Raw genomic sequence first — 13,453 nt, forward strand, 5'->3', positions numbered from 1 at the left:
TCATTGCGACCTTGGGTTGTTCAGAGGTTGGGAGGGCTATTGCCGTGTTATATACGGCGGGCCAAAGTGCCACGGCCCGCAGTGCTGTCTTAGCCAAAGGCGTTGAGAATGGCTTTAAGGTCAGGCTCATCCACCAGTTCAGCGGCCTCCTGTGGCGTGAACCAAGCGCGCTTGCGCATGCTTGCATCAGGGTAATCTTCGCTCAGGTCACGCACGCGGGTCAGATAGACCTGTGTCGTCACCGGCACTGTTAGCCCTTCGCCCAGACCTTTGTCATATTCAAAGATTCCCATCGGCTCGGTCTCAATATCGGCCTTGGTCACCCCGGCCTCTTCCCAAGCCTCTTGCAAAGCGGCACCCGCACCATCAAGACCGTCAATCGGCCAGCCCTTGGGCATGATCCAGCGACCGGTATCACGGCTGGTAATCAGCAGAACCTTTTTGCCTTCCTCTGTGTCGCGGTAGCACAGGGCCGCCACTTGCACCCGCTTGGGGCGTTTGAAGATCGGCAGAACCATGTCCTGCCATGCGCGTTTAAAAACATGATTCATGAACTAACTAAGCCTCGGTCGGGTGTTTTTCTTGTTATGCTTGCATTATATAGTATTTCCCGACGCAAATCAAACTGTTGCGCTGCACGTCCGAAGCGGTGACGGTGTGACCCGGCAAGAGATGAGGCATTGTTAATATGGCACATGGCACGCAGGCGAAAAACCAGACAGCACCGCGCGGTGGCGCAGATATTGGGGTTTATGGTCTGGGGACCATGGGCTCGGCGCTCGCGCTTAACCTTGCCGACAGCGGGTTTAACGTTGCGGTCAGCAACCGCGAGGCCGACTGGATTGCGCCATTTCTTGCCGAAGCCGGGCCGCTTGCCGAGCGATTGACGGGGGCCGAGCGGCTTAAGGATTTTGTCGCCGCGATCAAAGCACCGCGCAGTATCTTGTTCATGATCCCTTCCGGCGCGCCGGTGGATGCGATGATTGAGGCGATCAAACCGCTGCTAGAGCCGGGCGATACGCTGATCGACGGCGGCAACGCCGATTTCCACGACACCCGCCGCCGAAGTGCCGAGTTGGATGGCACAGGGCTGCATTTCGTCGGCATGGGCGTATCTGGCGGGGAGGCAGGCGCGCGGTTTGGACCGTCGATGATGGTGGGCGGCAGCGACCACTCATGGCAGCAGTTCCGCCCGATGGCCGAGGCGATTGCCGCGCGGTTCGACGGCACACCCTGCGTGGCGCATCTAGGCCCTGATGGGGCGGGGCATTTCGTCAAAACGGTGCACAACGGCATTGAATACGCCGACATGCAGATGATTGCAGAGGTTTACGGTCTATTGCGGGATGCCGGGGGGCAGGGGGCGGTTGAGATCGGGAATCTCTTTGCTGAGTGGCAGAAAGGCCCGCTTAGTTCCTATTTGATCGAAGTGTCCGCTGCGGCCTTGCTGTCGGTGGATAAACAGACCGGCGCACCGATGGTGGATGTGATCCGTGACCAAGCGGGTCAAAAAGGCACGGGCCGTTGGACCTTGATCGAAGCGCTGAAGATGGGGCAATCGGCCAATACCATCGAAGCGGCTGTCGGCGCACGCGGCTGGTCGAGCGAAAAGGCCGTGCGCGAGATGGCCGAGCCTCTCTTGCCCGAAGCGGTACAAGATGCGCCGCTGCCAGAGACGGATGATCTGGAGCAGGCCTTGCTGGCCGGACGGATCATTGGCCATGCGCAGGGCTTCCGTATCCTCACGGCGGCTTCCGAAGAGTTTGACTGGCAACTGGACCTTGCGCGTATTTCCGAGATTTGGCGGGCGGGCTGTATCATCCGCTCGGCATTGCTGGATGAATTTGCCGACGCCTTTCGCGGAGAGCTACCGGGTGGACACTTGATCCTTGCCCCCGCCATGCGCAAGCGGTTGGAGCACAGCATCCCCGCCCTGCGCCGTGTGGTGGCAGCAGGGGCGCTGCTGGGCGTGGCACTGCCTGCGCTGTCGGCGGCGCTGGCGTGGTACGACAGTATGCGCCGGGCGCGGGGGACGGCGAATATGATCCAAGCGCAACGCGATTTCTTTGGCGCACATGGGTTTGAGCGGGACGGCGAAGAGGGCAAGTTTCACGGCACGTGGAATCCGCTGCCGTAAGAGCGCTGACAGGCCCGGGATTAAGCTAAAGACACCGGGCCATTGCTTGCCCGTCCGGTCAGGCCAGAGGCGCACCTTTTCTTTTCAATAGGCGTACCTTTGTTGCGGCGGGAGGCAATTTTGCTATGGGCGAGATGTCTCAAATTAGTCGTGAGACATCTGCATCATAAACTTGCAAGAACCAACCGTAGGATCGCTACCTCGCGGGGAGGCGATGGGCCTCGTTATGCCTTAGCAAACGGGTCCACCGGGTAACTCACATGGACCAGATAAAGCCCCTCCGGCGGGCAAACTGGCCCGCAGGCGGCCCGGTCCCGCGCTGCAAGCGCCGCTGCCATATCCGCCACGCTCCAAGACCCCGCCCCGACACGCTCTAGCGAGCCGACAAAACTGCGCACCTGATTGTGCAGGAATGACCGCGCGCGCACGTCGAAGTGATACTCCGTCCCGCCCGGTGTCTCGACCTGTGACACCTGCAACCGATCCAGCGTTTTCACCGGGCTTTCCGCCTGACAAACGGTCGAGCGGAAGGTGGTGAAGTCGTGCTTGCCCACCAGCAAATCTGCCGCCGCCTGCATTGCATCGACATCGAGCGGATGTTTGATCTGCCAGACCAACCCGGCCTGATGTACCGCAGGGGCGCGGCGGCTGAGAATGCGGAAGTGATAGCGCCGCTCCAGCGCCGAGAACCGCGCGTGGAAATCATCGGGTGCCAAGACGCAATCGGTGATTGCGATGGGCTGGGGTTTCAGGTGGTAGTTCAACGCCTCGCCCAACCGAAAGGGCGACCAGTCGCGCGCCAAGTCGCAATGGGCGACCTGAGCCAGCCCATGCACGCCTGTATCGGTGCGTCCCGCAGCGGCAATCGTGTGCTCGCCCGGTTCTAATCGGGCCAAGGCGGCCTCGATGGATCCTTGGACGGTGGGCAGGTCAACCTGTCGCTGCCACCCCTTAAACGGCGCGCCGTGGTATTCGATTTTCAGAGCATATCTGGGCATGAACCGGGCCTTAGCGCGGGTGGGCGCTTCTGGCAATCCCCGCTTGCCAGCCCTATGTTAACGCCAAAGACAAAGGGACGGGCGCAGCTTTGGGTATTACGGGCATTGCCGACGGCATTTGGCGGCAGTTTGAGAATGTCACCGACACGGTGGGCGAGACGTTTTTCGAACCGGTCATTCGGCTGGGCGTCACTGGGCTTGCGCGTTCGGGCAAGACGGTTTTCATCACCTCACTTGTGGCGAACCTTCTGGACCGGGGCCGGATGCCGGGGCTTCTCGCGGCCTCAGAAGGGCGGATCGAAGCGGCGTTTTTGCAGCCGCAACCTGACGATACCGTGCCGCGCTTTGATTATGAGAACCACCTCGCCGCGCTGACTGGCAAAACGCCGCATTGGCCGGAAAGCACGCGGGCGATTTCGGAACTGCGGCTGTCGCTTAGGGTGCGGCCCAATGGGCTGCTGGCTGGGCTTCAGGGGCCGCGCACTTTGCACCTTGATATCGTGGACTACCCCGGCGAATGGCTGCTTGATCTGGCGCTGATGGATGTCTCCTATGCCGAATGGTCCGCGCAGGTATTGCAGCGGATTGCAAACCGCGAAGAAGCGGCGGGCTACCGCGCCTTGGCGGAACAGACCGACCCTCATGCCGAGTTGGACGAGACCACCGCCCGCAGGCTTGCCGACAGCTTTGCCGACTACCTGCAAACCGCCCGCAAGAATGGCTATTCCGACTGCACGCCGGGGCGGTTCTTGCTGCCCGGAGACCTTGCAGGCTCGCCGGTGCTGACCTTCGCACCGCTGCCCGGCTCGGACGGAGCGCCGCGCAAGTCGCTGATCCGCGAAATGGCGCGACGGTTTGAGGCCTATAAGAAACAGGTCGTGCAGCCCTTTTTTCGCGATCACTTCTCAAGGATTGACCGGCAAGTGGTGCTGGTCGACGCGCTTGGCGCGATCCACCAAGGGCCGCGTGCGGTGGAAGACCTGCGCGGCGCGATGGCCGATATTTTGGGCGCGTTTCGCCCCGGAACGAATAATTTCCTCACCACTCTGCTGCGCGGCAAACGGGTGGAGAAAATCCTCTTTGCCGCCACCAAATCCGACCATTTGCATCACAGCCAGCACCCCCGCCTGAGCGGTATCATGCAAGCGTTGATCCGAGAGGCACGGGACCGGGCTCAATACGCGGGCGCCGGCACGCGGGCCATGGCGATTGCCAGTTTGCGGGCCACGACCGAAGATGTGATGACCCATGGGGGCGAGCAGCTCGATGTGGTGCGCGGCACCTTGCTCAATGATGATGAAACGCGCGGGCGGCAGGCGGCCTTCTATCCCGGCGAGTTGCCCGAAGACCCGGCACATTTGCTAACGCCTGCGCGGCAGGGCGCGCAAGATTGGTTGGGCGCAGACTACCAGATCATGCGCTTTGCCCCGGCGGTGCTCGACCTGCGCGCCGGCGACGGGCCGCCGCACATCCGGCTCGACCGCGCGGCGGAATTTCTGATTGGGGATCGGCTATGAGCGCGGTGTTGACACGGGCCGCCACCTTACGTCCGGCGCAGCCTTTAGACGCTGGCACAGTCGGAGAGATCATGACCGACTTTGCCCGCAACGCGGGCTGGTTGCCACGTATCCACACGGCGGCAGAAGACATCGCTCACGCGGATGCGATGATCGCGCGAGGCTGGGTGACAGTGGCCGAACAAGACGGGCGCATTGCAGGTTTTGCAGCCTGCGAAGGGGCTGAGTTGGACGCGCTTTATGTGGCGAAATGCGCAAGGGGGCAGGGGGTTGGCTCTGCGCTTTTAGACCGGCTCAAGGCCACCCGCCCGGCGCTGACCTGCTGGACCTTTCAAGCCAATACCCCGGCCATCGCTTTCTACAAACGGCACGGATTTTCAAAGACGGCGCAGAGCGATGGCAGCGGCAATGACGAAGGCTTGCCAGACCTGACATTGCATTGGCAAAGGGAGGCCGCGTAATGGCCCGAGGACCGATCCTGTTTGACCTTGAAGGCGACAGCAAGCCGCAGCCTTCGGTGGCCGAGGCCCAGCCTGTGCCGGATGTAGAGTTCGAAGCGCCACCGCCCAAGGGCCAAGCGATGCAGATCGCGGCGCAATTGGCGGCACGCAAACCGTCCAAACTGCTGCGGCTGTTTTGGGCGCTGGCGGGGGCGCTGATCACGGCGTTGGTATCTATCGCGGCATGGACATTCGTCACCGATCTGATGGCTCGCTATCCGCTGCTTGGCTGGGCGATGACCCTGTTGCTGGGGGCGTTCTTGCTGGTGCTGGCGCTGCTTTCTTTGCGCGAACTCGCCGCGTTTGGCCGCTTGGCGCGGTTGGATGGGCTGCGCCATGACGCGGGTGAGGCGTTGGCCCAAGCGGATCTGGCGGCCGCCCGCAGCGTAACGGACCGGCTAGAGGCGCTTTACAAACATCGCGAGGATACCCGCTGGGGCCGCGACCGGCTGGCCGAGTTGCGCGGCGATCAGTTCGATGCAGAAGCCCTGATCGGATTGGCCGAACGCGAGGTCTTGGCCCCCTTGGACCGCGCCGCCATCCGCGAGGTTGAGGCTGCAGCCCGCCAAGTGGCCGCCGTAACAGCGCTCGTGCCTTTGGCCTTAGCCGATGTCGCCGCCGCTTTGAGCAGCAACCTGCGCATGATCCGGCGGATTGCGGAGATTTACGGCGGGCGGTCGGGTTTTTTCGGCTCGTGGCGGCTGACCCGCGCGGTGCTGTCCCATCTGGTGGCAACAGGTGCCGTGGCGGTGGGGGACGACCTGATTGAGCCGCTTTTGGGCGGATCGCTCGTGGCCAAATTGAGCCGTCGTTTTGGCGAAGGTCTGGTGAACGGTGCGCTGACTGCCCGCGTGGGCGTCGCAGCGATTGAGGTCTGCCGCCCCTTGCCCTTTGCCCGCGAAAAGCGCCCCGGCGTGCGCGGGATCATCAAACGGGCTTTGACCGGGGTTTTCGGGAAAGAGTGAACGGCTAGGCAGCAGCCGCCTCGCGAACTGCCCGGAGGGGGTGCTGAACCAGCCCCTTCCACGGCGCTACCTTCAGCCCCGGCAAATAACCCCATTCCTGCGCCATTGCCGCCTGCGCCTCGGTCATGGGCGGAGCGCCGTGATAGGGCAGGTTGCCGTCCGCTATCGCTTCGGCAGGTGCAGCACCGCGCAGGTCGAGAAAGGCTGCAATGCGGCGCAGGGCGTGCGAGGGGTCCGCGATGATGTCTTCGTAGCGAAGGATCATCACCGCATGAAGATAGGGCAGGTCTTGCACCAATTGCGCCTGTGCCGCCAACCAGTGATCGATCAAGGCGGGCGCAGGGGCATCGACCCAAGAGGCAACAGAAGCCGCGACCGCTTCGGGGTGGCGCAGAACCACGATAAACTGCGCCATAGGAAAGAGTTGCTGCATCAGCCGCATGCGCGTCAGATTAACCGGGGATTTTTCGACCCGCCATTTCAGATCAGGCGCGAACCACGGCGCCCAATCATGCTCCAGCCTTTGCCGTGTTTCCAAGCTGTTTAGCGGGTGCGTTTCGGTCAGATGTTCCGCCGGGTTGGTTGCAAAATGCATGGGCCGTCCCGATTGGGCCGTATGTGCGATGGCCCCTTGCAGATAGACACCTTCATTCTCAGGCGCGGCAGAACCGGTGATGCCGCCCGCACCGGGCAGCGCATTGGCCAGGCGGTTGACCAAAGAGGTGCCAGAACGATGCAGCCCGCCAATAAACAAATAGCGCGGCGGCATCTTCACAGGTGTCATGCAGGCAAAACTTCGCTGTTCTCAGGGCAGGGATGACAAGGGAGATAGCGTGGTTTGGCGTGGCTTCCACAGGCAATCGAGTTAACATTTGTTATCGGAACGTAACTGGCCTGAACGGGGCTTCCCCACCGTAAGGAGGCCCGTTTCATGTTCATTTGCCACATCGCTCTGGGGGGCTGTTTGACAGCTCCGAATGTCAACTATGGCGTTACGGAAGACACCGGCGGCCATATTGCCTATATCCTTGGTGCAGCCCGCGCACAGGCGGCGCGCAGTGATGTGAAAAAGGTCCAGATCGTGACCCGCGCCTTTGAGGATCCGTCCTTGGGGGCGGTCTACGCACAGACCGATCAGCAAGTGGGGCGGGGGCTGTCGATCCGTAGGCTTTGGACGGCTGAGCGTGGTTATTTGAGCAAGGAGAACCTTGCAGCTGAAATCCCGGCATTGACCGAGGCCTTTCTGGACGATCTTGCAGCGGCAGAGCGTAAACCCGATGTGATCCATGCACATTTCTCGGATGCGGCAGAATTGGCCTTGGCCGCGCGCGAGCGGTTTGGCATCCCGGTGATCTACACGCCCCATTCCTTGGCGTTGAGCAAATCCTGCGCGGTTGTCGATGAGCAGCGCGTCGTGGCGGAGCGCCGGGCGCTGACGCAGGCAGATGCGGTGGTGCTGTCCTCCCGCGATGAGGCAGAGCACCAAGTTGCGGCCTACGGTGATGATGCGCAGGCGCGGGTGCATCGGGTCTCGCCCGGAGTGTCCCTGCGGCGTCCGGCTGCACAGGGCGCGGGCCGTGCGTTGCTTGCCGATACGCTGAGCGATCTTGACCGTCCGTTGCTGCTCGCCGTGGCCCGTCCGGTGGCGCGCAAGAACCTGTCGACCTTGGCGCGGGTCTATGCCAACAGCCCGGAGCTTCAGGCGCGGGCGAACCTTGTGATCCTCGCGGGGCAGCACGGCGATCCGCTGCAAGCGAATTCTGAAGCGCGACAGGAATTGGACCAGTTGCGCAGTCTGTTAGCGCGAGAAGATCTGCGCGGCAAAGTAGCGCTCCCGCCGCAGCACACGCAGACAGATGTGGCGGCACTTTACGAAGGCGCAGCGCAAAGCCGGGGGATTTTCGTCAATCTTGCCCTGCATGAACCCTTTGGCCTGACCATGTTAGAGGCGGCGTCACATGGGCTGCCAGTGGTGGCCACGCAGGAGGGTGGCCCTGCGGATATCGTAGCCGACCTTGGTCATGGCATCTGCGTGCCACCACGTGACGAAGCCGCCATCGAAGACGCGCTGCTGCGGTTGCTGGACGACCCCGCGCAATGGGACGCAGCCGCACAGGCGGGCAGGGCGCATGTGTCGCGCTACGATTGGGCCGAATGGGCGGCGCAGGTCCATTTGATTTGTCAGGACATCCAGCGCCCTCAAACGATCCGCCGTGCGCCGGTAATGCTGGCGAGCGATATCGACAATACCTTGACGGGCTGTGTCCCTTCGGCTGGGTTGTTCCGCGGCTGGATCACGCGGGACGCACCGCTTTTTGCGGTAGCGACAGGGCGATCCTTGCCCGAAGCACGGCGGGTCCTGCGCGATTGGGAGCTTCCGATGCCGCAGGTTTTTATCACCTCCGTCGGGACTGAAATCTATCTGCCGGATGCGCAGGGGCGGTTGTGCCTCGATACGGTTTTTGCCCGCAAGCTCGATGCTTCGTGGCGCCGGGCGCAAGTGCTGCGGGCCTTGCAGGACTTCGGCTTTGACTGGCAGCCCGAGATTGAACAGCGGCGATGGAAGCTCAGCGGCTTTGGCAATGCGCGGACCGCACGGCGGCTTGAGCGGCATCTGTGCCGTCGGGGCGTCGAAGCCCAAGTCGTTGCCTCACATGGCCGGATGATCGACGTCCTGCCTGTGGCTGCGGGCAAGGGGCCTGCGGTCTGCGCTGTGGCGAAACGCTTGGGCGTGCCGATGGATCAGGTTGTCGTTGCGGGCGACAGCGGCAATGACTTCGATATGTTGCAAGCGGTCGAGACCGGACCGGGGCGTGGTATCTTGGTGGGTAACGCGATGGACGGGATGCGCGAGCGGCTCCGGGGGGCGCGGCTTTATCATGCGCGGGCGTCCCATGCGGCGGGTGTGTTGGAGGGGTTGGAGACCTTTGGCTTCGCGCAGAACGCCATCGACGCGGATAGCAAGTTGGTGGCGCAATGACACGACCTATCGGTTATTTCGTGCATCATCAGGGGCGCGGCCATGCGGAGCGTTGTGCGGCAGTGGTCAACGCCCTGCCAGCGGCGCAGCCGGTGACGGTGTTTTGCGCACGCCCCGACATCTTCCCAAACTTTACACGCCCGGTTGAGGTGGTGGCCTTGCCCTCGCTTTTCGAAGCATCGGGAGAGGAGGATATCAGCGATTTCACCTCGGCCCCCGATACCGTGCATTGTGCGCCGCTTGGTTGGCCCGGCATTCGCCGTGCGATGGCCACGTTGGCCAGCTGGTTTGACAGCGCTAACCCGGTGTTGATGATGAGTGATGTCTCGGCAGAGGTGGCGCAACTGGCGCGGCTGTGTTCGGTGCCGCATGTGAAAGTGTTGCAACATGGTCTGCGGGATGATCCGGGGCATCAGGCGGCCTATGACGGGGCGGTGGGGCTGCTTTGCCCGGCGGCACGGGCCTTGGCCCAGCCGGACTGGCCGGAGCGGCATTTGGCGAAAACCCATTTTGCAGGCGGATTGGGCGTCGAGGTCCAGCGCCCAGACAGCGCGCGGCGGGCAGCGGCGCGTGCGGCGCTTGGGGTGGCCCCCGAGCAGCGGTTGGTTGTTGTGATGTCAGGCGGGGGCGGCACTGGCTTTGCGTCGGCCCCCTTTGGGATCGCGGCGCGTGCGATGCCTGAGACCGCTTTTATCACCATCGGGCAGATGGCGCGGGACTGGCATGCGACCGAACCGGCCAATCTGCAACATCACGGCTGGGTGAAAAACGCGCCAGACTATCTGGCTGCTGCTGACTTGGTTGTGGCCTCCACAGGTAATACCACCTGTCATCAGATACTTGCCGCCGAAACGCCTTGGCTTGCCGTTCCAGAATGGCGTTATTTCGATGAACAGGTGGAGAAGGCCCGTGCGCTCGACCGCGCCGGCGCCGCGCATCACTTGCCGAGTTTTCCTGCGTCGGCCGGACAATGGCGTGCCGCGTTGCAGCAAGCCCTTGCCCGCCATGACCTCCAAGTGCAACGCGCGTTGGTCGATGAGAATGCCGCAGCGGGAACCGCGCGCTGGCTGGGGGAATTGACCCAGCGACTGCTTTCTAAAACAGCTATTGAGACAGGAGACATAAATGACGTCGTTCACCCCATCCGCGCCTGAGACGACCAAGGTCAGCGCCCTCACGCTTGCCCGCGGGCGGGACGCACATCTGCGCAATGTTATCATCGGGCTGACCCGTCAGACCCGGCAGCCGGATGAACTCGTCATCGCGGTTATGCAAGATGAGCTTTACGGCGATCTACCGCAAACCGATTTCCCGATCCATCAGGTGAAAGTCACAGGGCGAGAACTGCCGCTCTCGCGCGCGCGCAACACGGTCGCGAAGACCGCCAAAGGCGATTGTCTGGTATTTTTGGACGTGGACTGCATCCCCGCACCGGAATTGATTGCGGATTATATGGCCTACGCCATTCCCGGAAACGGGCTGATTATGGGTGAGGTAAATTACCTTCCTGCCGGCACCGCATTAGAAGGCTGGTCCTATCACAAACTGGAGGCCGTCGCGGTGCGCCATTCTGACCGGCAAGGGCCGCCTGCGGAAGGGCTGAAGCGCTGTAAGGATTATCGTTGTTTTTGGTCGCTCAATTTTGCCATTCATCGCGAAGATTGGAACCGCTCCGGCGGCTTTGATGAGCGCTTCACAGGCTATGGCGGCGAAGATACCGATTTTGGGCGGGAGTTGGACGAGCGCGGCGTGCCGATCTATTGGGCCAAGGGCGCCAAAGTGTTTCACCAGCATCATCCCCATTGTATGCCGCCGATCCATCACATCCCCTCTATCCTACGCAATACCGAGATTTTCGCCGAAAAATGGGGCCACCGCACTATGAACCATTGGCTGACCGCATTCCGTTTGATGGGGTTGGTTGGCACCGATGGCGACACACTGGTCCAACTGCGCGCGCCGGATGCGGAGGATTTCGCGCTCTGTGAGCAGCAGTCCGATCAGCCCTATGCCAATACGGCGCGGGTGCTGCGCTATCTGCGGGGCGAAGAACGGATCGCGGCGGAATGACCCTGCGCATCGCTATTGTTGGCCATATCCGCCATCCCATCGCACCGCCCTTCAAAGGCGGGATGGAGGCATTTACCCATGCGTTGGCGCAGATGCTGGTTGGGCGGGGGCATGATGTGACCCTGCTGGCCAGCGGCGATAGCGCGGCGGGGCTGCCCACGGGGGTCAAGCTGCTACCGCTTTGCGAAGCGCATTACGATGCGCGTTACCCTTGGCATGAGTATCACGGCACAGAGGCGTTAAACGATCACCTTGATGAGTGCTATGCCCGCGCAGCACGGCTGCTGCTTGAGGGTCAGTTTGACGTCGTGCACAACAACACCTTGCACCGTTTCTTGCCAAGATTGTCTCGTGCCGAGCGGGTGCCGATGGTGACCTCACTGCATATCCCTCCGTTCAAGGTTCTGCGCCAAGCGGTGACGGACGGTGCCGCACCTTGGCATCTAACCACCGTTGTGTCGGAGCGACAGCGCGGCATCTGGCATCCCGAAGGAGCACCTGCGACGGCGCATGTCGTCCACAATGGCATTGACCTTAGCCATTGGCGACAGGGTGGGGCCGGGGATGGCAGCGCCGTTTGGGCGGGTCGCATTACCCCGACTAAAGGCACAGATTTGGCCGCGCAGGCGGCGCAGCTGGCGGGCGTGCCACTGCGCATCTATGGGGCGATCGAACATCGCGATTACTTTGAGCAGACCGTCAAACCGCATCTATATGGACATGTCGAATACGCCGGTCATCTGGACACCGCTGCTTTGGCCGAGGCCTATGGCCGCGCCTCAGTCGCGCTTTTTACTCCGCAGTGGGAGGAGCCCTTTGGCCTTGCCGCTGTTGAGGCAATGGCGACAGGCTTGCCCGTTGCCGCAACGCCCCACGGTGCGGTCGATGAGGTGATCGGAGAGGCCGGGGTGATTGCGTCTGATGATACGGCCGCCGCTCTCGCAATGGCGCTCAAGCAAGCGCTAGACATCCCGCCAGCGCGCCCGCGCGTCCGCGTCGAGCGTTTGTTTGACGCACAACATATGGTGGCGAAATTTGAAGCGCTCTATCACAGATCGGTTTCAGAACGTCATGCCGATCTGGCCCAGAGAACCTATCCCGATTTCGCGCTGCGCGTCGAAGACCATCCTCAACTGGCTGTTGCGGCAGGTTAGCGGGCCGTGTCGGGCATATAGAGATAGGCGGCGTCGAAGTTGCCGATCTTGAACAAGCCTTTGCGGTCGTGGATGGTTAGCTTGCCGCCCGCCACCGTGCAGCAGCCATGTTCGCGCAGGTCGCGCAGGGTACGGCTGACATGGACCGATGTCAGACCAGTCGCATCGGCGATGTCGGCCTGTTTGAGCGTGAAGGGCAGAATGTCGCGCTCCGCTGCGAAAGCGGCCGTCATTCGAGCGTCATATTCACAGAAAAAATTCGCCACCCGCGCCAGAGCCCGCATGGCACTGTTGCGCATCACCCAGTGCCGATGGATCGACGCATCGACCAAAGTCATCAGCCAAAGTTTTCGTGCAAGCTCGACATTGCCATTCAGCAAATCTTGCAACGCGTTATGGCAAATTTTGGCGACGCGCGTCGCGGTGAGTGATACCACGTCATGGTCCAACTGCTTGAGCGGAAAGGCATGAAGATCGACAAACTCACCGGGAAATTGCAACGCCACCACAGTGCTGCGCATCCCCCGTCCATGCGGCACGCTGCGGGCCACCAGACCATCAAGCAGCAAAAGGCTATGGTCTAGCAGATCACCACGGTGGCTGATGACATCGCCCGCCGCATACTCGACCTGCACCGACAGCAGCGGCACGAGCATTTCCCACTGTGCAGAACTGAGGTGATCGACCATGCCAGCAGGCTTAACGGTCAGACTAGGAGGGGAGCATTGATTGAATGTCACGTGCAGGCCTTTCCACCCTTCAATATAGACGCGATTTCCATAAATTCGGGGGCCACGCGCGTATTCTTTGATTAATGGCGCGTATGGTACTGTTTTTGCCGGGTATTTCAAGGTCGGGGGACGGGCGCTTATAAAATGTTAAGCGCAGTCTAAGCTGGATCACGAGCAGAAAGCGGGGATTTGCGCTGTCAGTTGGGCCGGGCATGGCGCGGTTTCGGGGGGCTTGTCGGGGCAGGGGGGGCTGTTTATAAGCGGGCCTATGACACGCCTCACCGCGATCATTATTCGAATTATATCCCCGGCGCTCTGACCAATTGAGACGCCGGGCCGAGGTGTTTGAGCCGCTCGCACCGAACCAGATTGAATATCCCCCCAAAATGCCTAAAGGACGC

At 61.8% G+C, this 13,453-nt stretch carries 12 protein-coding genes; 8 read left to right on the forward strand and 4 right to left on the reverse strand.

All coding sequences use genetic code 11. The annotated features are described in order from the left end of the window. Positions 1–89 precede the first annotated feature (89 nt). Complete coding sequence (locus HTT03_RS18205) at positions 90–551, reverse strand: NUDIX hydrolase (RefSeq protein ID WP_174861189.1); 462 nt, start codon at positions 549–551, stop codon at positions 90–92. Positions 552–688: 137 nt separating this feature from the next. On the opposite strand from HTT03_RS18205, the gene gndA reads away from it, so the two are divergent. After that, the gene (gndA, locus tag HTT03_RS18210; RefSeq protein ID WP_174861190.1) at positions 689–2,137 is read left to right on the forward strand and encodes an NADP-dependent phosphogluconate dehydrogenase; all 1,449 of its coding nucleotides are present in this window, start codon (positions 689–691) and stop codon (positions 2,135–2,137) included. Positions 2,138–2,361: 224 nt separating this feature from the next. On the opposite strand, the gene truA is transcribed toward gndA, so the two are convergent. Then, positions 2,362–3,135, reverse strand: coding sequence for a tRNA pseudouridine(38-40) synthase TruA (truA, locus tag HTT03_RS18215; RefSeq protein WP_174861191.1), 774 nt, complete (start codon positions 3,133–3,135; stop codon positions 2,362–2,364). A gap of 89 nt (positions 3,136–3,224) precedes the next feature. Here truA and HTT03_RS18220 point away from each other — a divergent pair, with 89 nt between their 5' ends. From HTT03_RS18220 to HTT03_RS18230, 3 genes are read left to right on the forward strand one after another with little or no spacing between them, the layout of a single operon-like run. Continuing rightward, on the forward strand, positions 3,225–4,652 hold the full coding sequence (locus HTT03_RS18220; protein ID WP_174861192.1) for a YcjX family GTP-binding protein: 1,428 nt from the start codon (positions 3,225–3,227) through the stop codon (positions 4,650–4,652). After that, positions 4,649–5,113, forward strand: coding sequence for a GNAT family N-acetyltransferase (locus HTT03_RS18225; protein WP_174861193.1), 465 nt, complete (start codon positions 4,649–4,651; stop codon positions 5,111–5,113). The genes HTT03_RS18220 and HTT03_RS18225 overlap by 4 nt, the downstream gene beginning before the upstream one ends. Further along, complete coding sequence (locus tag HTT03_RS18230; RefSeq protein WP_174861194.1) at positions 5,113–6,117, forward strand: YcjF family protein; 1,005 nt, start codon at positions 5,113–5,115, stop codon at positions 6,115–6,117. Before HTT03_RS18225 ends, HTT03_RS18230 begins: the two co-directional genes overlap by 1 nt. Positions 6,118–6,121: 4 nt before the next feature. Here the strand turns inward: HTT03_RS18230 and HTT03_RS18235 are convergent, their stop codons facing one another. Further along, positions 6,122–6,901 (reverse strand): sulfotransferase family protein, encoded by a 780-nt coding sequence (locus HTT03_RS18235; RefSeq protein ID WP_174861195.1) that lies wholly within the window; start codon positions 6,899–6,901, stop codon positions 6,122–6,124. A 147-nt stretch (positions 6,902–7,048) separates the two neighbouring features. Between HTT03_RS18235 and HTT03_RS18240 the strand changes: the two genes are divergently transcribed. The 4 genes from HTT03_RS18240 to HTT03_RS18255 are packed head-to-tail and all read left to right on the forward strand — an operon-like array spanning position 7,049 to position 12,321. Further along, positions 7,049–9,097, forward strand: coding sequence for an HAD family hydrolase (locus HTT03_RS18240; RefSeq protein WP_174861196.1), 2,049 nt, complete (start codon positions 7,049–7,051; stop codon positions 9,095–9,097). Then, complete coding sequence (locus tag HTT03_RS18245; RefSeq protein WP_174861197.1) at positions 9,094–10,251, forward strand: glycosyltransferase; 1,158 nt, start codon at positions 9,094–9,096, stop codon at positions 10,249–10,251. The genes HTT03_RS18240 and HTT03_RS18245 overlap by 4 nt, the downstream gene beginning before the upstream one ends. Then, the gene (locus HTT03_RS18250; RefSeq protein ID WP_174861198.1) at positions 10,223–11,167 is read left to right on the forward strand and encodes a glycosyltransferase family 2 protein; all 945 of its coding nucleotides are present in this window, start codon (positions 10,223–10,225) and stop codon (positions 11,165–11,167) included. Before HTT03_RS18245 ends, HTT03_RS18250 begins: the two co-directional genes overlap by 29 nt. After that, a complete protein-coding gene (locus HTT03_RS18255; RefSeq protein ID WP_174861199.1) occupies positions 11,164–12,321 on the forward strand; it encodes a glycosyltransferase in 1,158 nt (385 codons plus the stop codon). The genes HTT03_RS18250 and HTT03_RS18255 overlap by 4 nt, the downstream gene beginning before the upstream one ends. Here the strand turns inward: HTT03_RS18255 and HTT03_RS18260 are convergent. Next, positions 12,318–13,061 carry a helix-turn-helix domain-containing protein gene (locus HTT03_RS18260; RefSeq protein WP_174861200.1) on the reverse strand — a complete coding sequence of 248 codons (744 nt, stop codon included), beginning with the start codon at positions 13,059–13,061 and terminating at the stop codon, positions 12,318–12,320. The two genes, HTT03_RS18255 and HTT03_RS18260, sit on opposite strands and share 4 nt — an antisense overlap. Between the last annotated feature and the right edge of the window lie 392 nt (positions 13,062–13,453).

The organism is Sulfitobacter maritimus, assembly GCF_013346665.1.
GTDB classification, from domain to species: domain Bacteria; phylum Pseudomonadota; class Alphaproteobacteria; order Rhodobacterales; family Rhodobacteraceae; genus Sulfitobacter; species Sulfitobacter maritimus.

What these genes read in the sequence shown, in the direction of transcription:
- HTT03_RS18205 (WP_174861189.1), bottom strand. Translation starts at nt 551, where the DNA reads ATGAATCATGTTTTTAAACGCGCATGGCAGGACATGGTTCTGCCGATC.
- gndA (WP_174861190.1), top strand. Translation starts at nt 689, where the DNA reads ATGGCACATGGCACGCAGGCGAAAAACCAGACAGCACCGCGCGGTGGC.
- truA (WP_174861191.1), bottom strand. Translation starts at nt 3,135, where the DNA reads ATGCCCAGATATGCTCTGAAAATCGAATACCACGGCGCGCCGTTTAAG.
- HTT03_RS18225 (WP_174861193.1), top strand. Translation starts at nt 4,649, where the DNA reads ATGAGCGCGGTGTTGACACGGGCCGCCACCTTACGTCCGGCGCAGCCT.
- HTT03_RS18230 (WP_174861194.1), top strand. Translation starts at nt 5,113, where the DNA reads ATGGCCCGAGGACCGATCCTGTTTGACCTTGAAGGCGACAGCAAGCCG.
- HTT03_RS18235 (WP_174861195.1), bottom strand. Translation starts at nt 6,901, where the DNA reads ATGACACCTGTGAAGATGCCGCCGCGCTATTTGTTTATTGGCGGGCTG.
- HTT03_RS18240 (WP_174861196.1), top strand. Translation starts at nt 7,049, where the DNA reads ATGTTCATTTGCCACATCGCTCTGGGGGGCTGTTTGACAGCTCCGAAT.
- HTT03_RS18245 (WP_174861197.1), top strand. Translation starts at nt 9,094, where the DNA reads ATGACACGACCTATCGGTTATTTCGTGCATCATCAGGGGCGCGGCCAT.
- HTT03_RS18250 (WP_174861198.1), top strand. Translation starts at nt 10,223, where the DNA reads ATGACGTCGTTCACCCCATCCGCGCCTGAGACGACCAAGGTCAGCGCC.
- HTT03_RS18255 (WP_174861199.1), top strand. Translation starts at nt 11,164, where the DNA reads ATGACCCTGCGCATCGCTATTGTTGGCCATATCCGCCATCCCATCGCA.